This window comes from Lentibacillus sp. (assembly GCF_035301675.1).
Classification (GTDB): domain Bacteria; phylum Bacillota; class Bacilli; order Bacillales; family Amphibacillaceae; genus Lentibacillus.
Genome location: NZ_DATGTT010000051.1, coordinates 1 through 24,584, shown reverse-complemented (window position 1 = coordinate 24,584; position 24,584 = coordinate 1). Strand labels below are relative to the sequence as shown.

Sequence of the window (24,584 nt, the reverse complement as noted above, 5' to 3'; positions counted from 1 at the left end):
TCATAATAGACAATGGAGCTGTTTAAGTACTTTTTTGACGCAACTTCAAAAAAAGTAGAGTCATCACATATGAAGTGTAGACAACCGCTACATTAATTAAAGACAGATAAAACAGATTCATCCCATTATGAAGGCGGACCATGTCAATGGCATCCATTAGTGAACCAAATCCATATGCAAACAAAAAGCTGCCGATTCCCAAATATACCCATAAGTTCTTTTTATGGTTTGTGCAATATTGATAAATCAGCATAAAAAAAACTGGCAGCAGAACCGCCGAAACCGTGATCCCCTGTGGCAGCATGTAGGACAGACTGTGCGGATGGTTAAAGTAGTTATTGGACGTTAAAAAACTGTCTACCATATACCAGAGAACATGATTGAAAAAACCAAAAAAAGCTATCTCAAATACCCTTTTCCGGTCTACAAGGACAAGCCAGATAATCAGTGGGACAGTCACAGTCGCGAGATTGATCCAGAAAAAGCCTGTCCCCATATTTGAGTATAACTGCCAATGTTCTTTAATCATACCCCCGAGTTCCTCTTTCACTTCGAAAATTTTCATATATAAATCGTGTTCGTTCACCTGCCACACCTCACTTCATGATAACCCTGCCAGTTAGCTTAGCCAGTCCGGAAGATTCTATGCAAATATATAAGTTATCTCCAGTTTCCTGCAGAAATAAAATTTACAGTTATTTACACTTAGATATAACTCCCGGAGCATTAAAGTTAGTTTAATATTAAAAGTAATAATCTGAGGTGATAAAAGTGACAGTAAAAGGTCTTAATCATTTTTTATTTTCGGTTTCTAATTTGGAAAGATCCATTGAGTTTTATCAAAATGTATTTGATGCTAAACTGCTGGTTAAAGGCAAAAATACTGCATATTTCGATTTAAATGGTATGTGGTTGGCACTTAATGTAGAAAAGAATATTCCTCGTAATGAAATAAGTCAATCCTACACCCATGTAGCTTTTTCAATTGATGAATCAGAATTTGATAGTATATACAGGAATTTAGAGGAGATGGGTGTAAACATTTTAACTGGTCGTCCAAGGAATGAAAGGGACAGGTACTCTATTTACTTTACTGACCCGGATGGTCACAAATTCGAATTTCATACTGGTACCTTGCAAGATAGGTTAGATTATTATAAACAGGAAAAGCCAGATATGGAATTTTACGTTTAAAAAACATTTACCAGAGAATTGGCGTGTCAATCGAATAGTGCGTTCTTACAAAACGCGGCATTTTGATCAAGCTTTATTTTAGAGCTCCAGTAAATTTGACAGTTTAAAAGCCTGTAAACATGAAAAACTCCCAAGCCTTTCATATGTTAAAGGCTTGGGAGTTTTATAAAATTCGACCTTAACGTGAGTAGTACTCGACGATAAGCGCTTCGTTGATTTCAGCCGGCATTTCGGAACGTTCAGGATAACGTGAATACGTTCCTTCTTTTTTATCTTCATCGAATGTCAGGTATTCAGGTACGAAGTTATTCACTTCGATTGCTTCCTGGATGATATCAAGATTTTGTGATCTTTCACGCAAACCGATGACCTGACCCGGCTTCACGCGGTATGACGGGATGTCCACACGTCCGCCGTCGACAGTCACGTGACCATGGTTCACCAGCTGACGTGCCTGGCGGCGTGTACGAGCCAATCCAAGGCGATAAGCCAAGTTATCCAGGCGGGATTCAAGCAAGAGCATGAAGTTCTCGCCATGGACACCTCTCATTTTGCCCGCTTGTGTGAATAGGTTAAGGAATTGACGTTCATTCAATCCATACATGAAGCGGAGTTTTTGTTTTTCCTGTAGCTGAAGACCATATTCAGACATTTTCTTACGTTGATTAGGTCCATGCTGTCCTGGAGGGTAAGGGCGTCTATCCAGTTCCTTACCGGTACCTGTCAATGAAATGCCGAGGCGTCGTGATTTTTTCCAGTCTGATCCGGTAAATCGTGACATTGACATTTCCTCCTTTATAGTTTATTTGCATAAAATAAACGACCGTGTTCCTGATCATTGTCCATTTTATTTTCATGTACCTTCGCTCCAGCAGCAGAGAGTTACACGATACACCTCCTGGGATTGGAGGAATAAAATGGGGGCAATGCCGGTTCACATAGGCTACCTTTTTATTTTACACAACGAATAGTATATAGCCTATCAGTTCTGAAGTCAACCATTTTCAGCACAGAACTGCAAAAACTAATGAGTTGGATGCCTAATTCAGGAATTTTTCCAGCTCTCCAGCGAATTTCTCCAGATAGATTTTATCTGTTTCGTCAAACCGGCTTTTAAACGGACTGTCAATATCAAGGACACCATAAATCTCATTACCTTTTGACAGCGGTACAACAATTTCTGATTGGCTGGCGCTGTCACAGGCGATATGACCTGGAAACGCCGATACATCTTCAACGAGCTGTGTTTTCCATTCCTTGATGGCTGTTCCGCAGACACCTTTGCCATATTCAATCCGGATACACGCAGGCAAACCCTGGAATGGTCCCAGGACTAATTCGCCCTCCTTCCACAGGTAGAATCCGACCCAGTTAACGTCATCGAGAAATTGATTCAGCAGGGCAGAGGCATTCGATAAAATGGCTGTCGTGTCTGTTTCTTCTTCTGAAAGAGCTGTTAATTGCTTTATTAATAATTCATAATCTTTAACCTTATCACCGGAATAAGCGGTTGCCTGAAACATATCGATTCATTTCCTTCCATTGTTATTTCGACAAAAAGCTGTGGTAATTGTCGAGCGAAAGTTGCAGGATATTTCTTCATATCGTCGTACAAGTGAAGTAAGGGGGCATGAATCCAATGAAAAAAAGTCCAACGAAGCAAAAAGTTATTGATGCCGCATCTTCACTGTTTTTTCAGAATGGTTTTCATGGTACGTCTGTCAGGGATATAGCGGATAAAGCTGCTGTCAATGTTTCATTGATCAGTTACTATTTCAAGAGCAAACAGGGGCTTCTTGAATATGCTGTTACGCAATATTATGAAGCTTATCTTGACATGATTGAAACATCTCTGGCGGAAAATAATACACTGCCGCCATTGGATAAACTGAAACATTTGATTGGAGTCATTATACAGTACAAGCAGAACAACTATCAATTATCATGTTTTATTCATCGTGAACTGTCACTTGATTCGGTATTTGTCCGTGAAATGACGGTTACTTACCTGGCAAAAGAAAATTATGTCATTAGTAATGTTTTCTATGCCATTTTTCCTGAACAAAAAAAGAAACACCTGGACAAGCAGTTTTTGCTGATGCAGCTGAAAGGGATGTTAACTACGCCTTACCTAATGCAATATGAATGGAAAAACCAAGTTGTGGGCGAATTTTCGCATCATCAATTTGTCAGGAATTACACGCGTATGATTGATAATTGGCTGGAATATGCTGTCGAGCAAAATAGAGAAAAGGTCCGTTGAATTAGTTGAACAGAATCGGACATTTAAGGGCAGTTTATCCCCCACCTACACTTCCTTGCATACCCGATTTTTGAGGTGGGGGTTTTACTGCCCATTACATGCGGATAAAAAAAGGTCAAATGTACGAGATTTAGTGATTTTGTGTAAAAATATTGTCGAATCGTGAATTTATTTGAATTTTTTTAGCCAAAAACGCCAATAACATGGTATTATTAATAATAAGGATAACTATTTTCGGAAATAGGTTTCTCACACATATATTCAGGGAAATAAACCTCTTATTAGTAATAACGTGTCAGGGGGCATTTTATGGCATACATAATTGGAAGTATTCTTGTTATCATTGCAATTATTATTACAGGATTAATCTTGCGTAAAAGAGTTTATGATGTTGTCGATCGGCTGGAAGCATGGAAAATGGATATCATGAACCGTAACATTGCGTCCGAGATATCTCGTATTAAAAATCTTAATCTGTCCGGTGAGACCCAGGAAAAGTTTGAATCATGGAAAGAACGCTGGGAGCACATCGTGACGAAAGAACTGCCGGATATTGAGGAGTATTTATTTGATGCGGAAGAGGCTTCTGACCGGTACCGCTTTCCAACCGCCAAAAGGGAATTGCGCATCGCGGAGCAGACGCTGCAATCGGTTGAGAAAGACATCGATGAAACGCTGGAAGAACTTGATCAATTGATGGAATCAGAGGAATCAAGCCGTAAAGACATTGAACGTATTGAACCTGATTTGAAAGCTTTACGTAAAAAACTTTCCTACAACCGCAGCCGGTATGGGAATGCAGAATCACAGTTTGAACATGAGTTTGATGAGCTGGAAAAAGAACTTGCCCAATACCATGAATTAGTGGGTTCAGGCAATTATTCAGAAGCACGAAATCTGGTTGAAGAACTGAAACAGCGATTAGATCAATTGGCGGCCGAAATGGATGATTTTCCCGCCATCTATCGAAAATGCAAGCAAGAACTGCCTGAACAGCTGGATGAATTAGTAAATGGTCTGCGTGATATGAAGAAAGACGGCTACCGGATCGAACATCTCGGTTTTGAAAAAGAGGTAAAACATTATCAGTACAGGCTTACTGAATGTATGGAGTCCCTCGAAAAAGGTGATACATCAATAGCAAATGACATTATCCCCGAAATCGAAGAACGGATTGCGGAAATGTATCAGCTTCTTGAAAAAGAAGCACTCGCAAAAAATTACGTCGATACAAAATTAACACCTTATCAAAATGCATTAGCCGCATTGGAAAGTAATTTTAATGTGACAAAAGAAGAAGTTGAAGCATTAAGGGAAAATTACTATTTTGAAGATGGTGATATGGAAAAATATCTATCGTTGGATAAAGCCATTACGCAGCTGCACAACCACCTGGAAGATATAAACGATTCTATTGAGCATGACAATACACCGCATTCAGAGCTGCGAAGCGAACTTGAAAATTGCTTTGAGGAATTGGAATCACTGAAGGAAAATCATGAATCATTTAAAAAACGCATTCAGGATATGCGTCAGGACGAAATCGAAGCAAAAGAAAAATTGGCAGAGATGCGAAAGCAGCTATATCAGGTCAATCGCCGGCTGAAAAAGAGCAATATCCCCGGTGTCCCGACCTTTATCTGGAACAAAATGGAGGAAGCGAACGAACGGAATAACCGGGTTTTTTCGGCTCTGGAAAAACAGCCGCTTGATATGATTGAGGTCCAGCAAGCCTTGTCCGAAGCAAAGACCACTATTGATTATGTGGCAGAGCAGACTGAAACACTTCTTGAGCAGGCATATTTAACCGAACAGGTCATCCAGTACGCCAATCGTTATCGCAGTCAGGATCCTGTACTTGCCGGAAAGCTGTCAGAAGCAGAGCGCTTATTCCGCGCTTTTGAATATGAGCTTGCGCTTGAGCAGGCAGCAAGGGCTGTTGAAGAAGTGGAACCAGGCGCTCTGAAGCATATCGAACAATTCCAGGAAGCGGCGAATTAAGCCGAATGTTTGCCTTGAACAATCATAAGGGCTAAAATTCAGGGAAATTTTCCAACAAAAATTACAAACGATTCTGGTGATATCTCTGCCGTTAATTCCAGGGAACATTGGGATCAGATCGTGATATGGATGTAAAGGCTGCCTTAATGGGAAGGATAAGATACAATTGATCCTTTTTCTGATAAGCAGCCTTGCTTATTGTTGAATGCAAAAAGATTTACAGGGAGTTATGAGCATGATTTATTTGGACAACAGTGCAACAACAAAACCTGATCCGGCTGTGCTTAAAAGCTTTCAGCAGGCATCCGGACGTTTTTTTGCGAATCCGTCGAGTATTCATCAATTTGGCGGGGAAGCTGAAAAGCTGCTCGCAAAGGCAAAAGAACAGGCTGCTGACTTGTTGAATGTCCGACGTGAGGAGATTGTATTTACCTCTGGCGGAACAGAAGGGAACAATCTTGCTATTAAAGGCATCGCACTAAAACACCAGGAGCGCGGCAAACACATCATCACAACGGATGTTGAACATTCCTCGGTTGATGAGGCTTTCAAAGGTCTGGAGCATTTAGGTTTTGACGTGACTTATTTGCCGGTTGATGAAAATGGTGTCGTCTCGGTCAACAATCTGAAGAACGCTATCAAGGATGATACGATATTAATCAGTATTATGCATGTGAATAACGAGCTTGGATCCATCCAGCCTATTGAGGAAATCGGTAAAATAGCCAGACAGCATCCAAAATTATTTTTCCATGTTGATGATGTTCAGGGAATGGGCAAAGTGCCGTTAAAGCTTGCAGACAGTGGAATTGATCTATGCACCATATCAGGGCATAAAATTCATGGACTGAAAGGGACAGGAATCCTCTATATTAAGAAAGGGACTACATTGTTCCCGTTATTCCATGGAGGTAATCAAGAGCAGGGCCTCCGATCAGGTACCGAAAACCTCGCCGGTGCCGTTTCGCTTGTTAAGGCTATCCGTTTGATAAACGAACGGCAGCGTAAAGGCATCGTTCATATGCGCGAATTGCAGCAGCTGCTGCGAGAAAAGCTGAGTGAGATGGAAGGTGTGGAAGTCAATACACCTGAAAATGCAGCACCTCATATTATGAATTTTGCAGTTCCGGGGCTGAAGCCGGAAGTTATCATTCATACTCTCGGAGAACAAGATATTTATATATCGACGAAATCAGCCTGCTCTTCCAAACAGTCTGATGAAAGCAAAATTCTTGCTGCATGCGGTCATGAAAAAGACCGTTCTTCCTCTGCACTAAGGGTCAGTCTAGCTTATGATACGACAGAGGAAGAAATTCACGTATTTCTGAATGCATTATCAGAGGCAATCGATCAATTAAAAGCAATACTGGAGTAGATAATTATGCAATATGATCATATATTAATTCGTTATGGTGAAATGGCTTTAAAAGGTAAAAACAGAAAAAGTTTTATTGTGCAGCTGCAAAATAATCTCCGGCAGCAATTAAAAGACTTTCCGGAAACGAAAGTAAAGCGTACGCAAGGCCGGATGTTTGTCTTGCTCAATGGGCATGACCCGAAAGCTGTCGTGGAAAAATGCAAAAATGTATTTGGCATTCAGAGTCTCAGTCTGGCTATAAAAATCCAAAATGACGAGGATGAAATCAAAGATGCCGCATTATGGGCGCTGAAAAATGCGACTGATGCCGAAACATTCAAGGTTTCCGTAAAGCGCATTGATAAAACGTTCCCGATACGCTCACAAGATATGAATCAGGTTCTCGGCAAACATTTGCTGTCAAATACAACCGGATTCACAGTTGATGTGCATCAGCCTGATTTAGAGCTAAAAGTTGAAATCAGAACCGAAGCAACCTATATCACCTCAAGTGTAATCGCAGGTCTGGGCGGACTGCCTGTAGGAACATCAGGCAAGACGCTCCTGATGCTGTCCGGGGGGATAGACAGCCCTGTAGCAGGATTTTTGGCTATGAAACGCGGGGTAGAAATTGAAGCGATTCATTTTCATTCGCCGCCGTTTACAAGCGAACGCTCGAAGCAGAAGGTTTTGGATTTAGCTGAAATGCTGACAAGCTACGGCAATAAAGTGAATGTTCATATTGTTCCATTCACAAAATTACAGCAGCACATCTTTCGCGAAATGCCAGAAAATTATGCTATGACCATTATGCGCCGGATAATGATGCGGATAAGCGAACAAGTTTGCAAGAAAGAATCCATTCTCTCCATAACAACGGGTGAGAGTCTTGGACAGGTTGCCAGCCAGACGATGGAAAGCATGAATACCATTAATGAGGTGACTAATTATCCGATTCTCCGTCCATTGGTGGCGATGGATAAAGACGATATTGTGCGGGTTTCCAGAAAAATTGATACGTACGACATTTCAATACGTCCGTATGAGGATTGCTGTACAATTTTTGTTCCAAAATCACCGAAAACGCGGCCAGGACGGGAAAAGGTGAATCAATTTGAGTCACAAACCGATTTTACGGAATTGATTGAAGAAGCAGTCAGTGGTATCAAAGTGGTGACATTGAGTGGCAAAGCGAATGCAGAAAAGGAATTTGATGACTTATTATAATAAACAATTGACAACAACTACCAGTTTTAAATTCTCGCTTCGGTACGCAACATAAGGGTACCAAGGAGGTGATTTACTATGCCAAGCAACAACAGTTCAAATCAACTGGTAGTCCCTGGTGCAGAACAAGCTCTAAACCAAATGAAGACAGAAATTGCACAGGAGTTTGGTGTACAACTTGGTGCTGATACAACGTCCCGTGCCAACGGATCTGTAGGCGGGGAAATCACAAAACGTCTTGTAAACACAGCTGAACAACAGTTTGGCGGTAACATGCCGCAGTAAACAACAGCATAATAATGGCTTAACAGGGCTATCCTTGCGGGGATAGCTCTGTTTCTATGTTTAATGGACCTGACAACTTAACACGATGAGATTAGATGGTCTGACTTATAAAAATGTCCGCTTCACCCTGTTCCAATAGGAGTTGTTTTTCAGCTTGACGGTTTTAATCAATTTATCGCTCAAATTAACGGTCAAGTTTTGAATACTTCGGATAGGGTATGCTTCGTTATCCATCCCGATAATCGGATAATCATTTCCATCCTGAACAACCTCCATTGTTAATGTGCGTTCTTTGCTCAAGACAAATGACGATCCAAGCGTACGGTAACGGTTATTATTAAGTGATGCAATTTCAGATACCTGGAAGCACGGTATTTTAGGATCGATGACAGCGCCCTGTGTCGATTTATTATAGCCGGTACTTCCTGTTGGTGTTGCCACAACCAGTCCATCACCGCGGAATGTTTCAAAATGCAAATCATCGATATGTACATCAATAACGATTGATTTGATGATAGTTGAGCGGATACTGACTTCATTCAGGCAATTAAAAGTTGATTCCCCGTTCACCTGTACGTCGATGACCGGAAATCGCCGTACCTCCATCTCTTCATGCTGCATCGAGTTCAGCATGTCATCAAAGTTGTCCATATTAAAATCACAATATAACCCTGATTCATTTGAACGGGTGATACCTGTGTATAAACAGTCCTGGCGAAATCCGGTTAGGCGGACAGCCTGAAGGAATGCGCCATCACCACCGACACTTATAATAACATTAGCGTCGTCGGGGTTCTCCACAATCTCAAAATTGTTCTCCCTCGCTAAGTTAAATAACGGCTTTAACTTGTGGTCAAGTTTGTCATCAGCAGCGTAGAAAAAATACAGATTATTCCGAGTCGACATATGAGAATCCCTCCATTTATCTGTTAATTTTATTCTATCACTCATCCAAAAATTAACCCAGCCATGTGTAAAAAAAGGAAATTGCGGAAGTATAATATCAAAGCCGGCAGACGGACGCGGCTTCTTCTTGGATAAAAATACAAGCAATCGATAATAATGGTGAGCAATTGGGGTGAGGTAATGGTTATTGGCATTCTGATATTCCTTCTCTTTTTTCTTATTGTGGTCTTATATTCACGCATTAAAGTGTTCAGTTCCATTACGTTAACCCAGGAAGAACAAGTCATTCGGATTGCCTGCTACTTTTATCGAGTCAGGTTGCTGAAAAAATCAATTGATTTAGCGGAAGAAGATCCGGACCATGAGGAATCGTTTCAGGAGATTTTATCGCTTTTACATAAGAGCAGCCAAAATTTTGTACGGAAAACAAAAGACTTTCATGAGACTGTGTCATTCATCCTGGAACGGCTGCGGTTTCATGACTTTTCATGGCGGACGGAAATCGGTACCGGTACAGCGCATACGACAGGGATGGCTGCCGGCGGAGTATGGAGCTCAATTGGCGCGGTGACGGGAATATTATCTGCGAAAAGTCATTTTCTCTGTAAACCATCGATTATGGTGATACCTCTTTATAATCAAAAACAGATTCAGTCGACTTTTGACTGCATGATATCCATTAGAACAGGGCAAGCTATTTATGCATTACTGAAAGTCATACGAAAATATTCTGTGAAACGAGAAGCTACCATCTAAGAAGGAGGATTATCATGGATGAACATCCAATACAGGGCTTAATGACAACAGCAATGGAAAATTTGAAAGATATGACTGAGGTTAATACAATCATCGGCGATCCTATTGAATCACCGGTGGATGGCAGTGTAATCATACCAGTGTCGAGACTGGGATTTGGATTCGCTGCAGGCGGAAGCGAATTCAATGGGGACAGCTCCGGGGAATCAGGTGGAAAAGATTCCATGCCATTTGGCGGCGGAAGCGGCGGAGGTGTTTCAGTTACCCCTGTTGCATTTTTAATTGTTAATCCAAAAGGAATTAAAATGATTCATCTTGATGAAAGTACACATATATATGAAAAAATGATGGATTTTGCGCCTAAAGCGGTGGAAAAGATCCAGCAGCTGTTAAAAGAGTCAGGACTGCCGGATAAAATAAAACAGCAATCCGGTCAGCAGCGCAGCAAGGAAAATCAGGATAACCAGAAGAAGGAGAAGCAGCAGAAGGAAGAACAGCAGCAAGAGCAACCTCAACAGGAAGATCCGCCTCAGCAGGATCAAAGGCGCCAGCGGAAATCACAGCAATTTGATGATCAATTTGATCAGAATTTTGATATATAATTCACAAATTTTTCACGCATTTCTGCACCTCTGACAGTGGACATACATGATCATTCCATTCATAATAAGACTATAGGTTAATATTTACAGGAAGGGATGATTCAAATGGGGAAAGTAACATTCAACGAGGATCCGGTGACACTGTTAGGGAATGAAATATCAGCCGGTGATAAAGCTCCGGATTTTACAGTTTTGACCAACGACCTTCAGGAAGTTTCACTCAGTGACTACAAGGGCAAAATTAAACTGATTGCGGCCGTTCCGTCTGTCGATACCGGTGTCTGCTCAGATGAGACAAAGCGCTTTAATGAAGAAGCAGACAAGCTGGATAACGTACAAGTATTAACTATCAGCATGGATTTGCCGTTTGCCCAGGGACGCTGGTGTGCAGCAAATGGAGTTAAAAATCTGGATACATTATCAGATCACCGTAATGCGGATTTCGGTGAAAAATACGGCGTGCTGATTAAGGAACTCCGTCTTCTCGCCCGGGCAGTATTTGTGGTTGACTCAAATGACAATGTCACATATGTGGAATATGTTGATGAAGTTACCACCCATCCTGATTATGACCGTGCTTTAGAAGCAGCACAAAAAGCAGAATAAATTTCATAACTCTCCTGCTGCAGAACATAGCAGGGGAGCTTTTTGTTTTTGGATCCGCCGGTCATTTGGTACAATAGAAACGCCTTGTGAGACAATGGATCGGAGGATTTATGCCATGGAAAAAACGAACGTAGAACGATTGTTTGAAGAAATCGATCATTTAACTGAAACCATCCAGCACTCTATGAATGAAACATATTTGGACAGTCTGACAATAGCACTCGATGTTATTTTTTATCAGGGTCCGCCCGATGATATGGATGAGAATCTCATTAAAAAGCTCCCAGCGATACCGGAGACAGCGTCTTATGATGTAGTTGAGATGCGAAAAGCCGTTCAATTGGCTATCTTAAAGGGAATGAAAGGAGCAACACAGCAGCAGCATCTAATGACACCGGAAACAGTTGCCATGTTTGTCGGTTATCTGGCAGCAAAGGTTACCAAAGGTGAAGAAAATCTCCGGGTATTTGATCCAGCCGGCGGGACAGGTAATCTCCTAACAACCGTTTTGGAGCACGTGGACAGTCTGAAGCATGCTGCAGCTGGAGAAGTCGACCCAACTCTGATAAAGCTTGCCGTATTGAATGCCAACCTGCAAAAGAAGGAAATTGAATTTTTTCATCAGGACAGCTTACGGCCATTTTTGATGGAACCGGTCGATTTGGTTATCAGTGATTTGCCTGTCGGTTATTATCCTGATGATACCCGGGCGAATGATTATGAACTGAAAGCGGATGAGGGTCATTCATATGCGCATCATCTTTTCATTGAACAAAGCCTGAATTATACCAAAAGAAGCGGCTATTTGATTTTCGTTATTCCTGAATTTCTGTTTGACAGTGATCAGTCTGATAAGCTGCATGCCTATCTTCAGGAAAATGCTCATATTATAGGTGTTATACAGCTCCCGGAATCAGCTTTCAAATCAGAAAAGAACCGAAAAAGCATCCTGATACTGCAAAAGAAAGGACCGGACACAACTGCTCTAAAACAGCCGCTGTTAGCTCAGGTGCCGTCGTTCAAAAACACAAATGCCATGAACGATATTCTAGCACAGATGAATGATTGGTTTTCGGCGAATATGAATAAGTGATTGTATGAAGGTGGGTTAGCATGTCTAATGTAAATGTACTGGCTATCAATGCCGGCAGTTCTTCACTTAAGTTTCAGCTGTTCCAGATGCCTGAGGAAAACGTTTTGGCAAAAGGGCTCGTTGAACGGATAGGACTTTCTGATTCTGTTTTTACAATTGAAGTCGGTGAGATGAAAGATGAAACAGTGATGGATATACCGGATCATGAAACAGCTGTCAAACAACTGCTGGAGCAGCTCAAATCGTCCGGCGTCATTCAGTCAATGGATGAGATTGATGCGGTTGGGCATCGGGTTGTCCATGGCGGTGAAAAATTCAGTGATTCGGTTGTGATAACGGATGATGTCCTCCAAACGATAGAAGAAGTATCTGAATTGGCTCCGCTGCATAACCCGGCAAACTTGACTGGTATACGCGCTTTCCAGGAAATTTTACCGGATGTGCCAATGGCTGCGGTGTTTGATACCGCCTTTCATCAAACAATGCCAGAAAAATCATATCTATACAGTCTGCCATATGAGTATTATAAAGATTATGGTATTCGCAAATACGGCTTTCACGGCACATCGCATAAATATGTCTCTCAGCGGGCAGCGGAAATGCTGGGACTGCCGGTTGATCAGCTGCGGATAATTTCCTGCCACTTGGGAAATGGCGCCAGTATTGCTGCCATTGATAAAGGCAAATCGATTGATACCTCGATGGGCTTTACACCTTTGGCTGGTGTGACAATGGGGACAAGGTCGGGAAATATCGACCCGGCGCTCATTCCATATATTATGGAGAAAACCGGCAAAGAAGCAGATGAAGTCGTCAATGTTTTAAATAAGAGAAGCGGTATGCTTGCTTTATCCGGCTTTTCAAGCGACCTGCGTGATATTGAGCAGCAGGCCGGTGGAAATGATCGCGCAAAATTGGCCTTGGAAGTATTTGCAGCCCGCATTCACAAATATCTGGGATCCTATGCTGCAAGAATGTCCGGTGTTGACGCGATTATCTTTACAGCTGGTGTTGGTGAAAATAGTGATGTAATCAGGGAAAGAGTGCTGAACGGCCTTGAATTTATGGGTGTCTATTGGGATCCTTCCCGGAATAAAATACGGGGAAAAGAGGCATTCATCAATTATCCGCATTCTCCGGTCAAAGTCATGGTCATACCGACGAACGAAGAAGTTATGATCGCACGGGACACTGTCCGGTTAACGGCGTAATGTTAAGGGGGGAGATATTTTGTCTGTTCATCAGCATAAACGGGCGACAGCCTCGGTCCATTGTATGATTATAACAATAAGTGATACAAGAACTGAGGAAACCGATAAAAGCGGAAATTTGATGGCAGATTTACTGACTGAATCCGGTCATGTTGTCTGTGATCGATCGATCATCCCTGATGAAGGCAATGCTATCCTGTCAAAATTGCTGGAAGTCAGCAAACAAGAAAATATTGACATTATTTTAACAAATGGCGGAACCGGAATTGCCTGTCGTGATGTCACGATTGAGACCATCCAGCCGATGCTCGATAAGGAGATGACCGGATTCGGGGAAATCTTCCGCATGCTGAGTTATCAGGAAGACATTGGTTCGGCTGCGATATTGTCAAGAGCTATTGCCGGGGTGATTGGCAACAAGGCGATTTTTGCCACGCCCGGTTCATCAGGTGCTGTGAAATTAGCCATGAACAAGCTGATTATTCCGGAACTGAGTCATGTCGCAAACGAATTGAGAAAAGATAAATGAAGGCTGGCATAAAATCGCGCGACATATGTTCAAGATCGCGCGATAACAGCTTATTTAAAAAGGGTGCGGAGATAAATTTGTTAGCGAACAACCAGCACATCACAGCTGGCATAACGTGTAATGCTTTCAGACACACTGCCAATCAAGAACCGCTCAACTGCTCCCATACCTGTTGCACCACACACAATCAAATCTGCTTCAAAGCTGCCGGCGATGTCTTTGGCAATTTTAACCTTCGGCGATCCATATTCCACACATCTTGCCAAATTGGTGACCCCGGCTGTTTTTGCATTTTCCATGTAACTGTCCACGAGGTCTTTAGCATATTCTTCTGCACGTTCTGCGAGTGTCCGGTCATACGCTTCCGCTGTTGCAAAAGTTCTTGAATCAACCACATGCGCAAGTATCATTCGGGCATCATTCCGTTTAACAATAGCCAGTGCTTTGCGGAATGCTGTTTCAGAAGCCTCAGAACCGTCAATTGCCACAACGATATGCTTATATTCCAACGTCAACCCCTCCTTCTACTTATTATTTTAATACCCTTTTCACCCTTATTACAATCATATTTACCAAAACTGGAAACGTAAATTACTGTTTTAGTGTCCTTATTGTGAGCACACTAAAAATGGAGGTGATGAAACTTGGCAAAGAAAAATAAGTTCTTTGAAGATAAAAAAGGCATTTCAACAGTAAAACATCAACTATTTGAAAGCTACCAAAGCGGTGTCATTGAAGATAAAAACAAACTTTCCAATAACCGCAGCATCCACACGTATAACAACCAGAAAAATTAATGCTGGTCAATCCATCCTTCCTCAAGGGTGGATTGTTTTTCTGACTTACGCTATTATATTATGTTATAATTTCCTGTATAATGAGAGTTCGCTTCTTATGAATGTCAGAAAAGGAGGAACAGTTGATGGGACATGCATTAATAACGGCAGGCACATCCGGATTGGGACGCCAAGTGATCCAAAGTTTTCTGGAAGCCGGGCACCGTGTCACAACAACGTATCACCGTAATCCTGAAAGAGCCCGTGAAGTCCGGGAAGAACTTGCATCATACAGCCATTTATTACATATTGAACAAGCGGACGTTACGAAAAAAGAGGACCTGAACAAACTGATAAATCGCGCTGTGGAATACCACGGCGGCATCGACTATTTAATAAACAATGCAGGCCCTTTTGTATTTGAACGAAAAAAACTGCTTGACTACTCAGAAGATGAGTGGGATGAAATGATCAACGGCAACCTTGATGCGGTATTTTATTTGCTGAAGCTGACAGTTCCCTATATGCGGAGGCAGCGTTTTGGCAGAATTGTCAACTATGGTTTTCAGGGAGCCAACAATGCTTCCGGCTGGATGTATCGTTCTGCGTTTGCAGCAGCGAAAAGCGGTTTGGCCTCTTTGACGAAAACGATTGCTTTTGAAGAGGCTGAAAATCAAATCACCTCCAATATGGTTTGTCCGGGCAATATCACCGGTAAGATGAAGGAAGCCGGAATCGTTGACAGCAGAAGAGTGGAAAATGATAAAACGCCAATCGGCAGACCCGGTACAGGAGAGGATATTGCACGGATGATTTTGTTTTTATGTGATGAGGACTCCGATATGATAACAGGGTCTGTATTTGAAATTACAGGCGGCGTCGATGTAATTAACCGTTATCGATAGCATTTAATGTGTTTTTTATGGGAATTTGTTATAATGAAAATGCTTTCATATAATATTATCCGGCTTCAAAACGGGCAGCAACGCTCCCACTTCAATATTTCAAGGAATCGGAAAGATAATGGGGGATCAGCTGCCCGTACAACTCCGATTCGTACAACTATCATTCAGCGGGGAAATTCCCGGATTATTCACGCATTATTCAGAAGGGGGTAATTGTTTTGAAAATTGGTGTGCCAAAGGAAATTAAAAACAGTGAAAACCGGGTTGCCATGACACCCGCCGGCGTAGTCACATTGACAAATGCCGGTCACGAAGTTTATGTGGAGGCAGGTGCGGGGCTTGGCTCAGGTTTTACCGACGAGGCTTATACCGATGAAGGAGCAGTGGTTGTTTCCACGGCAGAAGAAGCCTGGTCAAAAGAAATGGTTATGAAAGTAAAGGAACCGATACCCGAGGAGTATGACTACTTTTATGAGGGACAAATTTTATTGACGTTCCTGCATCTGGCGGCTGAACCAGAATTGACGAAAGCTTTAATTGATAACAAAGTAGTCGGCATCGCTTATGAAACAGTACAGCTGGACAATGAAACACTGCCGTTGCTGACACCAATGAGCGAGGTTGCCGGACGAATGGCTTCGCAAATTGGAGCCCAGTTTCTGGAAAAAACAAAGAACGGGAAGGGTATTCTGCTTTCAGGCATTCCGGGCGTTAAACGCGGGAAAGTAACTGTCATCGGCGGTGGCGGTGTTGGGACAAATGCTGCCAGAATCGCAATGGGTCTCGGTGCTGATGTGACCATTATTGATCTGGATCCGGGGCGGCTGCGTGAACTTGATGCGATGTTCGGATCAGATATCAACACACTGATGTCCAATCCGAAAAATATTGCTGATGCGGTGGCGGAATCAGATCTTGTTATTGGTGCTGTGCTGATTCCGGGAGCCAAGGCGCCTACATTGGTTACAGAAGATATGGTCAAGGCCATGCCGGAAGATTCGGTTATTGTTGACGTTGCTATTGACCAGGGTGGCATTGTTGAGACAAGTGACCGTATCACATCACATGATGATCCGACATATAAAAAGCATGGCGTTGTACACTATGCCGTTCCTAATATTCCCGGAGCAGTACCGCGCACAGCAACAATCGGCTTGACAAATGTCACAGTGCCATATGCTCTGAAGCTGGCCAATAAAGGCTACCGGGAAGCATGCCTTGACAATGAAGCATTGCTGAAAGGCATCAATACGCTGGATGGCTATGTAACGTTCAAGGCAGTTGCTGAAGCTCACGAACTACAATATGAAGATGTACATTCACTGCTGAACAAATAAAAAGCTGTTCCTGGTTTTTCATAAGTAGTTCACTTACTGTGGAGAAAATAAAAAATCACATTATATTTAGCGTACTAAATCACATAAAATTTAGTGCGTTATTTTTTATTGGTATGACAATGTTTGAATAAATAATATCAGTGCTAATTTAACGTATATTGCGCAAAGAGAGATGCTTTTATAAATTTAACCCAGGTATTTTGAGTCTCTATGTTAGAATAAGTCTAAAGATTATTAAAAAAGGTTTGATGAAATGATTAAAGACAAAGAAACATTTTAAAAAAGAAGAGAGAGACTGAGGCAACAAGAGTGGAAAAACAACCCATCTGGCAACTTGAGTGATTAACTAAATAGAGGTGCTATTGGTGTCTTGTTGATTTGGTAGGAAGTTTTAGGATGGAAAGGCACTGGTATATTTATTCTTATAATAATATTTGGGTTTATAATTTATGCCGTTTTCTTTCGTTAAAAATGATTTAGTATAATGACAAAAGTGAAATTGGTCTTCCGCAATCGGGCCAGATTGTGGAAGAAAAGCACAACTTTATTGTCGCCAATCTTTTGCGATAATTGGAATAAATTTCTACTCTTGAAAGAGTCGTATTTTTAATAGAAGAATGCGCTTTGAGGACATTAAAAAAATAAATTTATTGGGAACAAACATTTTCGCGGAAAAGAAAAAAGCTAATCATGAGATTAACTTTTTTGTAAGTATCCTTTTTAACAAAAATCCTACAAACAATCCTGGGAGTACACTCAATATTGGAAGCCAGACAGGTCCCAATAATACATTAAATAGGGTTAGGTTTGATGAATAGATTGTCCCCACAGTCACAAAGTATGCTGAAAATGCAAACGGTAAAAATGAATACGGTTCTTTTCCTCCACCTGCATCTTTAAAAGCATCCCACATTGCAAAAAAGTATAAACAAGGATAAAACATAAGCCATTGATAGTTCGTCTGCTCAATGGCCATTTCTACGTTTCCTTGAAAACTTAAAATAATTATTTCATTAAAGCTTCCCAACACATTGATTAAAAACTCTAACAAAACAAATATAATTCCCTTAATATACTTCCCGTTTAATAATTGCCCAAAGCCCGGCAAGGCAATACTCCAAAAAAGCATTTCATATTTATGATTTTGATTCATGTAATCCGTCCGTTATAGATGTTATTTTATGGATTCCCCTGTGCAATGATAGATCGGTCAACGCTTAACTTGCATGCCAATCCTTATTTGTTCTGTCCCCTTGACAATTTTGTTCTGTCTGCTGCTTGGGGCGGCTCTTCCATCCAACCGTGTTTGATGATAATTTTCCCTCCGTCCTTGGCAAAGTCGAATGTATTTGCCAGGATTTTCCCCATTTGTAAAAGCAGGTCACTTCGAAAGCTAAACGCTGCCCCAACTGAATTATTTCCCATACCAAACATCGATAATAAATTGGTCATATACATCATTAATTTATCGGAAAACGGTGAAACAGTTGAGTCAGATACAATCCCTGTCCAGGTGGAAGGCGCCTGTAAATCGCTTTTTACTAAAAAGTCACTCATGATGGACACTTGCTTTTCCGCAAGTTCCTTTCCGCGTTGAAAATATTGTTTAACATCAGGGTTTTCAGCAACCTGTGCAAAGCCTGCCATCAATTGCGTCCCCGTAATGTTTGCTTCTAATGCTTGGTAAACTAGACCAATTTCAACTGTATTAAGTACACGTTTTTTCCCAAAGGGATTCAAGCCGCCTGTATAACTTGTATCTTTAACAAACTCAACCTCTTTCGGCATAGGTACGCTGGGGGGACGTACTAAAACACCTTTCTTTAATAGACATTGTGTGGCTTCGTTATAAATTCTTTGACTATCTGATGTAAAATCGTGATATAAGTTGTAGATATCCTCACGATAAGACATCCCTGAGTGCAAGGCGTAAAGGCCGATCAAAATCTTGCCGTACAGTCGTACAAACATTAAATGAAAATTGTCATCAAATAAACGGGGAGCGTTATTGTCAACATCTTTTTCCGTAAAGGCTACAGGAATTGCAACCCCCTCATTCTGAAAAACTGCTTTAATAGCGTTTGTATTTTTCGTCTCAATATCTTGGGCGGATTGCAAAATAGCTTGGATTTGTTCATCGTTGGAATTTTTAATAAAACGTTCTAAAACATGTAATGCCATTGATTTTTCCTGATATGCTTGCCATAGATTTCCTAATTCTGTAGACGATAAAGGAATGTTCTTCATCATGCCGGACCTCCAGTTTAAAATGTCTTATGTTATTATGCACGTTTTCTTCTTTATTATGACGAACCACTAGCATAATATACTTCTGCATGGACATTCTAATATGGAATAACATTAAATACGGAGGTATTAGAATGCCTGATAAAGGTCACACAGACGGGCGGTTACCGGAATCAACAAAATCATATTGGAGGGATTCTGTTGATGAAATGGATTTCCCTCAATTGAAAGAGGATTTACAAGTGGACGTTGTGATTGTTGGTGGTGGTATTACCGGTATCACCACAGCTTATCTTTTAACAAATGAAGGTTTTAAAGTTGCATTATTAGAAGCAAATAAATTGTTAAACGGCACCACCGGTCATACTACTGCCAAGGTTACAGCACAGCATGGTTTGATTTATGATGAATTCATTCGAAATATCGGTAAAAGCAAAGCAAGATTATACTACGAAGCAAACATGAAGGCACTGAATTTTATTAAAGATACAGTAAAAGAGGAGGAAATCGATTGTGAGCTAATCCAACAGGATGCATACCTATATGCCACTACAGAAAAATACGCCAATAAACTTGAGAATGAGACAAAGGCTTATGAAAAGCTTGGAATTGACGGCGAAATGGTGGACAGTATTCCTTTCAATATTGATATAAAAAAGGGCTTGGTCATGAAAAATCAAGCACAATTTCATCCTCTTAAGTATTTAGCTCACCTGGTTCAAGAGATTGTGGATAAAGGCGGGAAAATTTTCGAAAACACACCTTGTGTAAATGTAAAGACTGGAAAACATCCAAAAGTCCTTACCCGCGATGGAGCAAGCGCAACGGGAAATCATGTCATAGCTTGCTCCCATTTTCCATTTTATGAGGGAATGGGATTATATTCGGCACGAATGCATGCTGATCGTTCCTATATTCTCGCAGTTAAGACAAAAGAAGACTACCCAGGTGGTATATATGTTAGTGCAGATGACCCTGTACGTTCCCTTCGCTCTGTAAGAGTAAATGGGGAAGATATGGTTTTGGTTGTTGGGGAAAGCCATCAAACAGGGCAGGGTATGGATACAATGGAGCATTACAAGGCTTTAGAACGTTTCAGTCGAAATGTTTTTGATGTGGACAAAATACCGTATCGGTGGTCTGCACAAGATCTTGTTACACAGGATAAGGTACCTTTTATTGGACCGATAACTTCTGATCAGCCGAATATTATGATTGCAACAGGATTCCGTAAATGGGGGATGACAAATGGAACAGTTGCCGCTTTGTTATTTCAATCAAGCATTTTAGGCAAAACAAATGCTTACCATAAATTATTTGCACCATCACGGTTTTCTGTGAATCCAAGTCTGAAAAACTTTTTCGTGGACAATGCAGACGTTGTTAGCCATTTAATTAAAGGAAAACTTGAAATTCCTAATAGAACAGTTGAGGATTTAGCTAATGACGAGGCTGCCGTTATAAGTATTAAGGGACAAAGGAAGGGAGCGTATAAGGATCAAGGGGGTACGGTGCACATCGTTGACACAACTTGTACACATGTTGGTTGTGAGGTTGAGTGGAACAGTGGTGAGCGCACTTGGGATTGTCCTTGCCACGGCTCGCGTTTCACCTATACTGGTGAGGTAATTGAGGGTCCAGCGGAAAAGCCATTAAAACGCCATGATTATCAAATGCTGGAAAACCTGACATCTGAGGAATCCGGTTATTAGGGGTGAGAAAAGGTGAAGAAAAAAGGCATTTTAAAATCCCTGGTATCCTTTGCCATAATGCTTTCGTTGCTTGGAACATTTTTTAATCCTTTGAACATGTTTTCCGAACAGTGGGCTATGGGATCACCTGTAACTGCAAAGGAAATTAAAAATAATGCCCTTTACAAGAAAATTAAAGCGTACAATAAGGAACATAAAATTCCGGCAATTGATGCACGTATTGATAACATATGGGGAGCGATTCCAGGGTATAATGGGTTGGCTGTGGATGTGAAAACCAGTTATAACATCATGGAACAGGATGGTCATTTTGACGTAAATCAACTTGTTTATAAACAAATACCGCCAGATGTCCACCTTGAAGATCTTGATTCCGCACCTATTTACCGGGGAAATCCACAAAAACCAATGGTCGCCCTTTTAATTAATGTTGCATGGGGCAATGAATATATCCCAGAGATTCTCAAGGTTCTGAAGAATAGCGGGGTGAAGGCCACATTCTTTTTTGATGGCAGCTGGGTTAAAAAAAATCCCGATTTTGCAAAAACAATTAAGCAGGCTGGCCACGAAATCGGGAATCATGCCTTTAGCCACCCTGATTTAAATCAACGGTCAAAATCAGAGACAATAAGGGAATTGAAAAAAACGAATAATATCATTAAAAGAACACTTGGCATAAAGCCTGAATGGTTTGCCCCGCCAAGTGGAAGTTATAATAAAACAACAGTTGAAATTGCCGATCAGCTTGGTATGGAAACAATCCTTTGGACAGTTGACACAGTGGATTGGAGGAAGCCTATAGCCTCAGAAATGGTCAGGCGGGTTGTGTCAAAAGTGAAGAACGGCACAATGATCCTGATGCACCCAACAAAACCGGTGGCAAAGGGACTAAAGACAATGCTATCAGGAATTAAAAAGAAAGGGTATCAAGTGGGTTCTGTCAGTGAACTGATGGATGAAGAACGCATTGATGTACCAAGTGTTCCGGGAATAATTAAACATGGATTGTAATGTCTATATCTCCATTAGGAAAACCTAAGACAAATTATCGTCCAACCATCGGAAGCCATTCATGAATAAAGATTGGCGTCCTGTATTGCGGAAATAGATCAGTTTACGGAATAACAATTCATGCAAGGGGCGCAACTTTCCTATAAATTGCGCCTGATCTCATTAGTTAAGTGTTATCAGTACCAGTATTGTGGTGTCTGCATCCTCCAATAGTTATTTGCGGCAGCTACTGTTTGAAAATGGATTGCGACAACTTGAGATACTGCTATTAAGCTATCCGCATTTCTGGAATATACCGGACGCAACATTTGCCTAATCTCTTCAGAAGGCTGTGTAATCTCCACCCCTTTTTGCGCAAGCTTAACAGCTAATTCAAACCCTTCCTCTGGCGTTTGTGTTAGCAGCATTTGCAGCTGATCATTCGACATGTGGTTCACTTCCTTTGCATATATACTGATATACATATGCGCATGCAAGCCGGCAAGTGTCTGTTTTTAATTGCGTAATGAATACATAAAAGCTTGACATCTATCATATCAGTGAAATTCATCAGCTAAATCAGAGATTATTTAGCGCCAGTTTGGTTCTTTCGTTGTTCCAAGATTAATAATATAGCGTTGACCTCGACAACTAACCACTATTTTTAATGAAAAAGCACTTATCCGAAAGAAAGATTGCATACTTTTAGATTAGTATATGGAACTCAATTCCATGAATTTTTCTGCAAATGTGCTATGAATGCCACATAACTGTCAAATTAAACTGATATATCGTGATTCATATCACAGAGTTAGAAGGTCTTCTTTTAGTAAGGTGAAAAAGTGGATGAAAAACCCCTAAAGTCTTGGCTTTATAGGGGATCTTAAAAAAACTTTTTAAGTTGAAGGGAGATCATAAAATGAACTCAACCAAACTCAGAATTGTTAAATCAACGGCACCTGTATTAAAAGATCATAGCCGTGAAATAGGGACACGCTTTTATAAACTGCTTTTTTCAAGGGCTCCAGAGTTATACAATATGTTTAATCAAACCAACCAGCAAAGGGGGTTGCAACAGGAAGCATTGACGTACGCTGTCTATGCGGCCGGTGAAAACCTAGACCATTTAAAGAATATTGAACCGCTGATCATGCGGGTAGCTGAAAAGCACGTTGCCCTAGGCGTCAAACCAGACCAATATCCTATTGTCGGTGAAGCCCTTCTTCAGGCCGTAAAAGATGTTCTTGGAGATAAAGCTACAGATGAAGTAATTGACGCATGGGGCGAGGCCTATAACACTATTGCTGATGCATTTATAAATATTGAGCATGATCTATATGAGGGGAAGGAACAAAAATCTGGTGGTTGGCGTGGATTTCGTGACTTTTGTGTTGTAAAGAAGGTTAAAGAGACTGACCTTGTAACATCATTTTATTTAAAACCCGACGATCAACTGCCGATTTCCTCGTATGAACCCGGACAGTATTTGACGTTAAAAGCAGATATCGAAGGTGAAACGTATACCCATATGAGACATTACAGTTTATCTGATGCACCGGGCAAAGACTATTACCGAATTAGTGTCAAACGGGAAGAAGGCAATGAAAAGGTACCTGATGGGATTGTCTCAAACTATTTGCATCATCATGTACAGGAAGGGGATACGTTGCCTTTTGCTGTCCCGGCCGGTGATTTTTCAATTAGTAACGAAGATCTGCCAGTTGTTTTGATTAGTGGGGGCATTGGGCTAACTCCTCTCATGAGTATGTTAAATACACTAGCTGAAACAGGGCAATCTGTGACTTATATCCATGCAACGCAAAACAGCTCTGTCCATGCGATGAAAGAACATATTGAGCAATTAGCCTCCGAATATCAAAACGTAAACTCCTATGTTTGCTATGATAGTCCCACTGCAAGAGATAGAGATATGCAAAACTTTGATAAAGAAGGATTTATCACTTTGGATTGGTTGAAATCTATCTTACCAAGCAACCAGGCTGACTTTTATTTTTGCGGACCAGTACCTTTTATGAAGGCTGTTAATAAGGCTCTCAAAGATTGGAGCGTACCAGAAAAACAAATGCATTATGAAGTATTTAGTCCCGTCAGTATTCTTGAGGAACAGAAATCTGAAAAGCCATCCGTAACAGCGACACGTTAGAGAAGAATACGTAGCCTATTTGAAGGAGGAGAGGAAATATAATTATGAAAATACAAGAAAATGAAAAAACACAACGCTTGCAAGAAATGCTTCAAGAGGCATTAAACCCTTTAACAGATAAATTACAGACATTGGAGCAAGAGATTGAGATCGTTCGGAAGGGGCAAGATGAATTAAAAAAGATGCTGGAAGAAAGACAAAAGAATAGTTAAATATTATTCCTTAATACCAACTAAAAGAAGTTTTTGAATAGGCACCTATCTTGAATTAAAGGTAGGTGCCTTTATTGTGCGCCGGGCATGTGTTATGTCTAGGGAGTGAAAGTCTCCTACGGACTTGGTAGTAGGAACCGTTAGCCAAAGACAAGGGTGTCCATCGTGAGGTGGAATCTGAAGGAAGTTGGCGGCAAACTCTTGAGCCGAG

General features: G+C 41.1%; 27 protein-coding genes and 1 pseudogene. 20 read left to right on the top strand and 8 right to left on the bottom strand.

Annotated elements, in window-relative coordinates; translation table 11 throughout:
- Nucleotides 1-22: 22 nt before the first annotated feature.
- Nucleotides 23-586: a hypothetical protein gene (locus tag VK097_RS08775; protein WP_324211429.1), complete on the bottom strand. Its 564-nt coding sequence runs from the start codon at nucleotides 584-586 to the stop codon at nucleotides 23-25.
- A 185-nt stretch (nucleotides 587-771) separates the two neighbouring features.
- Here VK097_RS08775 and fosM point away from each other — a divergent pair, with 185 nt between their 5' ends.
- On the top strand, nucleotides 772-1,194 hold the full coding sequence (fosM, locus tag VK097_RS08770) for a FosM family fosfomycin resistance protein (RefSeq protein ID WP_324211428.1): 423 nt from the start codon (nucleotides 772-774) through the stop codon (nucleotides 1,192-1,194).
- A 178-nt stretch (nucleotides 1,195-1,372) separates the two neighbouring features.
- Here the strand turns inward: fosM and rpsD are convergent, their stop codons facing one another.
- Nucleotides 1,373-1,975 carry a 30S ribosomal protein S4 gene (gene rpsD / locus VK097_RS08765; RefSeq protein ID WP_324211427.1) on the bottom strand — a complete coding sequence of 201 codons (603 nt, stop codon included), beginning with the start codon at nucleotides 1,973-1,975 and terminating at the stop codon, nucleotides 1,373-1,375.
- Nucleotides 1,976-2,234: 259 nt separating this feature from the next.
- Entirely contained in the window at nucleotides 2,235-2,717 is a 483-nt protein-coding gene (locus VK097_RS08760) for a GAF domain-containing protein (protein WP_324211426.1), read from the bottom strand.
- 116 nt (nucleotides 2,718-2,833) lie between these two features.
- On the opposite strand from VK097_RS08760, the gene refZ reads away from it, so the two are divergent.
- The 5 genes from refZ (at nucleotide 2,834) to VK097_RS08735 (ending at nucleotide 8,327) form a co-directional block, all read left to right on the top strand.
- The gene (gene refZ, locus VK097_RS08755; RefSeq protein WP_324211425.1) at nucleotides 2,834-3,457 is read left to right on the top strand and encodes a forespore capture DNA-binding protein RefZ; all 624 of its coding nucleotides are present in this window, start codon (nucleotides 2,834-2,836) and stop codon (nucleotides 3,455-3,457) included.
- A 309-nt stretch (nucleotides 3,458-3,766) separates the two neighbouring features.
- Nucleotides 3,767-5,458, top strand: coding sequence for a septation ring formation regulator EzrA (gene ezrA / locus VK097_RS08750; protein ID WP_324211424.1), 1,692 nt, complete (start codon nucleotides 3,767-3,769; stop codon nucleotides 5,456-5,458).
- Between the two features lie 235 nt (nucleotides 5,459-5,693).
- Nucleotides 5,694-6,833, top strand: a complete 1,140-nt coding sequence (locus VK097_RS08745) for a cysteine desulfurase family protein (RefSeq protein ID WP_324211423.1) — start codon at nucleotides 5,694-5,696, stop codon at nucleotides 6,831-6,833.
- A gap of 6 nt (nucleotides 6,834-6,839) precedes the next feature.
- Nucleotides 6,840-8,042, top strand: a complete 1,203-nt coding sequence (gene thiI / locus VK097_RS08740) for a tRNA uracil 4-sulfurtransferase ThiI (protein ID WP_324211422.1) — start codon at nucleotides 6,840-6,842, stop codon at nucleotides 8,040-8,042.
- Nucleotides 8,043-8,120: 78 nt separating this feature from the next.
- Nucleotides 8,121-8,327 carry an alpha/beta-type small acid-soluble spore protein gene (locus VK097_RS08735; RefSeq protein ID WP_090081903.1) on the top strand — a complete coding sequence of 69 codons (207 nt, stop codon included), beginning with the start codon at nucleotides 8,121-8,123 and terminating at the stop codon, nucleotides 8,325-8,327.
- Between the two features lie 105 nt (nucleotides 8,328-8,432).
- On the opposite strand, the gene VK097_RS08730 is transcribed toward VK097_RS08735, so the two are convergent.
- Complete coding sequence (locus tag VK097_RS08730; RefSeq protein WP_324211421.1) at nucleotides 8,433-9,233, bottom strand: NAD kinase; 801 nt, start codon at nucleotides 9,231-9,233, stop codon at nucleotides 8,433-8,435.
- A gap of 180 nt (nucleotides 9,234-9,413) precedes the next feature.
- Here VK097_RS08730 and VK097_RS08725 point away from each other — a divergent pair, with 180 nt between their 5' ends.
- The 6 genes from VK097_RS08725 (at nucleotide 9,414) to VK097_RS08700 (ending at nucleotide 14,030) form a co-directional block, all read left to right on the top strand.
- Complete coding sequence (locus tag VK097_RS08725) at nucleotides 9,414-9,989, top strand: DUF2953 domain-containing protein (protein WP_324211420.1); 576 nt, start codon at nucleotides 9,414-9,416, stop codon at nucleotides 9,987-9,989.
- 14 nt (nucleotides 9,990-10,003) lie between these two features.
- Nucleotides 10,004-10,591 (top strand): GerW family sporulation protein, encoded by a 588-nt coding sequence (ytfJ, locus tag VK097_RS08720; RefSeq protein ID WP_324211419.1) that lies wholly within the window; start codon nucleotides 10,004-10,006, stop codon nucleotides 10,589-10,591.
- Nucleotides 10,592-10,696: 105 nt separating this feature from the next.
- On the top strand, nucleotides 10,697-11,197 hold the full coding sequence (tpx, locus tag VK097_RS08715) for a thiol peroxidase (protein ID WP_324211418.1): 501 nt from the start codon (nucleotides 10,697-10,699) through the stop codon (nucleotides 11,195-11,197).
- Between the two features lie 115 nt (nucleotides 11,198-11,312).
- The gene (locus VK097_RS08710) at nucleotides 11,313-12,290 is read left to right on the top strand and encodes a class I SAM-dependent methyltransferase (RefSeq protein ID WP_324211417.1); all 978 of its coding nucleotides are present in this window, start codon (nucleotides 11,313-11,315) and stop codon (nucleotides 12,288-12,290) included.
- Between the two features lie 20 nt (nucleotides 12,291-12,310).
- Nucleotides 12,311-13,501: an acetate kinase gene (locus VK097_RS08705; RefSeq protein ID WP_324211416.1), complete on the top strand. Its 1,191-nt coding sequence runs from the start codon at nucleotides 12,311-12,313 to the stop codon at nucleotides 13,499-13,501.
- A 19-nt stretch (nucleotides 13,502-13,520) separates the two neighbouring features.
- On the top strand, nucleotides 13,521-14,030 hold the full coding sequence (locus tag VK097_RS08700; protein ID WP_324211415.1) for a MogA/MoaB family molybdenum cofactor biosynthesis protein: 510 nt from the start codon (nucleotides 13,521-13,523) through the stop codon (nucleotides 14,028-14,030).
- A gap of 80 nt (nucleotides 14,031-14,110) precedes the next feature.
- On the opposite strand, the gene VK097_RS08695 is transcribed toward VK097_RS08700, so the two are convergent.
- Nucleotides 14,111-14,545 (bottom strand): universal stress protein, encoded by a 435-nt coding sequence (locus tag VK097_RS08695; protein ID WP_324211414.1) that lies wholly within the window; start codon nucleotides 14,543-14,545, stop codon nucleotides 14,111-14,113.
- Nucleotides 14,546-14,674: 129 nt separating this feature from the next.
- Between VK097_RS08695 and VK097_RS08690 the strand changes: the two genes are divergently transcribed.
- From VK097_RS08690 to VK097_RS08675, 4 genes and pseudogenes are all read left to right on the top strand, one after another.
- A complete protein-coding gene (locus tag VK097_RS08690) occupies nucleotides 14,675-14,827 on the top strand; it encodes a hypothetical protein (protein WP_324211413.1) in 153 nt (50 codons plus the stop codon).
- Nucleotides 14,828-14,952: 125 nt separating this feature from the next.
- A complete protein-coding gene (locus tag VK097_RS08685) occupies nucleotides 14,953-15,711 on the top strand; it encodes an SDR family oxidoreductase (RefSeq protein WP_324211412.1) in 759 nt (252 codons plus the stop codon).
- A 218-nt stretch (nucleotides 15,712-15,929) separates the two neighbouring features.
- The gene (gene ald / locus VK097_RS08680; protein WP_324211411.1) at nucleotides 15,930-17,048 is read left to right on the top strand and encodes an alanine dehydrogenase; all 1,119 of its coding nucleotides are present in this window, start codon (nucleotides 15,930-15,932) and stop codon (nucleotides 17,046-17,048) included.
- Nucleotides 17,049-17,382: 334 nt separating this feature from the next.
- Nucleotides 17,383-17,517, top strand: a pseudogene (locus VK097_RS08675) (DUF6366 family protein).
- Nucleotides 17,518-17,736: 219 nt separating this feature from the next.
- On the opposite strand, the gene VK097_RS08670 reads toward VK097_RS08675, so the two are convergent.
- Nucleotides 17,737-18,201 carry a hypothetical protein gene (locus VK097_RS08670; protein ID WP_068444934.1) on the bottom strand — a complete coding sequence of 155 codons (465 nt, stop codon included), beginning with the start codon at nucleotides 18,199-18,201 and terminating at the stop codon, nucleotides 17,737-17,739.
- 83 nt (nucleotides 18,202-18,284) lie between these two features.
- The gene (locus VK097_RS08665; RefSeq protein WP_068444933.1) at nucleotides 18,285-19,298 is read right to left on the bottom strand and encodes a DUF3231 family protein; all 1,014 of its coding nucleotides are present in this window, start codon (nucleotides 19,296-19,298) and stop codon (nucleotides 18,285-18,287) included.
- Nucleotides 19,299-19,429: 131 nt separating this feature from the next.
- Here VK097_RS08665 and VK097_RS08660 point away from each other — a divergent pair, with 131 nt between their 5' ends.
- Together VK097_RS08660 and VK097_RS08655 are read left to right on the top strand one after the other, a co-directional pair.
- Nucleotides 19,430-21,007: an FAD-dependent oxidoreductase gene (locus VK097_RS08660; protein WP_324211410.1), complete on the top strand. Its 1,578-nt coding sequence runs from the start codon at nucleotides 19,430-19,432 to the stop codon at nucleotides 21,005-21,007.
- A gap of 27 nt (nucleotides 21,008-21,034) precedes the next feature.
- Complete coding sequence (locus VK097_RS08655) at nucleotides 21,035-22,018, top strand: polysaccharide deacetylase family protein (RefSeq protein ID WP_155554897.1); 984 nt, start codon at nucleotides 21,035-21,037, stop codon at nucleotides 22,016-22,018.
- A gap of 176 nt (nucleotides 22,019-22,194) precedes the next feature.
- On the opposite strand, the gene VK097_RS08650 is transcribed toward VK097_RS08655, so the two are convergent.
- A complete protein-coding gene (locus tag VK097_RS08650; protein ID WP_068444929.1) occupies nucleotides 22,195-22,446 on the bottom strand; it encodes a hexameric tyrosine-coordinated heme protein in 252 nt (83 codons plus the stop codon).
- Between the two features lie 470 nt (nucleotides 22,447-22,916).
- Here VK097_RS08650 and hmpA point away from each other — a divergent pair, with 470 nt between their 5' ends.
- Entirely contained in the window at nucleotides 22,917-24,161 is a 1,245-nt protein-coding gene (hmpA, locus tag VK097_RS08645; RefSeq protein WP_324211409.1) for an NO-inducible flavohemoprotein, read from the top strand.
- Nucleotides 24,162-24,205: 44 nt separating this feature from the next.
- The gene (locus VK097_RS08640; protein ID WP_155554891.1) at nucleotides 24,206-24,373 is read left to right on the top strand and encodes a hypothetical protein; all 168 of its coding nucleotides are present in this window, start codon (nucleotides 24,206-24,208) and stop codon (nucleotides 24,371-24,373) included.
- Nucleotides 24,374-24,584 lie beyond the last annotated feature (211 nt).

Bases quoted from the DNA above. Each gene is read 5' to 3' on its own strand.
- rpsD (WP_324211427.1), bottom strand. From the start codon at position 1,975: ATGTCACGATTTACCGGATCAGACTGGAAAAAATCACGACGCCTCGGC.
- VK097_RS08760 (WP_324211426.1), bottom strand. From the start codon at position 2,717: ATGTTTCAGGCAACCGCTTATTCCGGTGATAAGGTTAAAGATTATGAA.
- refZ (WP_324211425.1), top strand. From the start codon at position 2,834: ATGAAAAAAAGTCCAACGAAGCAAAAAGTTATTGATGCCGCATCTTCA.
- ezrA (WP_324211424.1), top strand. From the start codon at position 3,767: ATGGCATACATAATTGGAAGTATTCTTGTTATCATTGCAATTATTATT.
- VK097_RS08745 (WP_324211423.1), top strand. From the start codon at position 5,694: ATGATTTATTTGGACAACAGTGCAACAACAAAACCTGATCCGGCTGTG.
- thiI (WP_324211422.1), top strand. From the start codon at position 6,840: ATGCAATATGATCATATATTAATTCGTTATGGTGAAATGGCTTTAAAA.
- VK097_RS08735 (WP_090081903.1), top strand. From the start codon at position 8,121: ATGCCAAGCAACAACAGTTCAAATCAACTGGTAGTCCCTGGTGCAGAA.
- VK097_RS08730 (WP_324211421.1), bottom strand. From the start codon at position 9,233: ATGTCGACTCGGAATAATCTGTATTTTTTCTACGCTGCTGATGACAAA.
- VK097_RS08725 (WP_324211420.1), top strand. From the start codon at position 9,414: ATGGTTATTGGCATTCTGATATTCCTTCTCTTTTTTCTTATTGTGGTC.
- ytfJ (WP_324211419.1), top strand. From the start codon at position 10,004: ATGGATGAACATCCAATACAGGGCTTAATGACAACAGCAATGGAAAAT.
- tpx (WP_324211418.1), top strand. From the start codon at position 10,697: ATGGGGAAAGTAACATTCAACGAGGATCCGGTGACACTGTTAGGGAAT.
- VK097_RS08710 (WP_324211417.1), top strand. From the start codon at position 11,313: ATGGAAAAAACGAACGTAGAACGATTGTTTGAAGAAATCGATCATTTA.
- VK097_RS08705 (WP_324211416.1), top strand. From the start codon at position 12,311: ATGTCTAATGTAAATGTACTGGCTATCAATGCCGGCAGTTCTTCACTT.
- VK097_RS08685 (WP_324211412.1), top strand. From the start codon at position 14,953: ATGGGACATGCATTAATAACGGCAGGCACATCCGGATTGGGACGCCAA.
- VK097_RS08670 (WP_068444934.1), bottom strand. From the start codon at position 18,201: ATGAATCAAAATCATAAATATGAAATGCTTTTTTGGAGTATTGCCTTG.
- VK097_RS08665 (WP_068444933.1), bottom strand. From the start codon at position 19,298: ATGATGAAGAACATTCCTTTATCGTCTACAGAATTAGGAAATCTATGG.
- VK097_RS08660 (WP_324211410.1), top strand. From the start codon at position 19,430: ATGCCTGATAAAGGTCACACAGACGGGCGGTTACCGGAATCAACAAAA.
- VK097_RS08650 (WP_068444929.1), bottom strand. From the start codon at position 22,446: ATGTCGAATGATCAGCTGCAAATGCTGCTAACACAAACGCCAGAGGAA.
- hmpA (WP_324211409.1), top strand. From the start codon at position 22,917: ATGAACTCAACCAAACTCAGAATTGTTAAATCAACGGCACCTGTATTA.
- VK097_RS08640 (WP_155554891.1), top strand. From the start codon at position 24,206: ATGAAAATACAAGAAAATGAAAAAACACAACGCTTGCAAGAAATGCTT.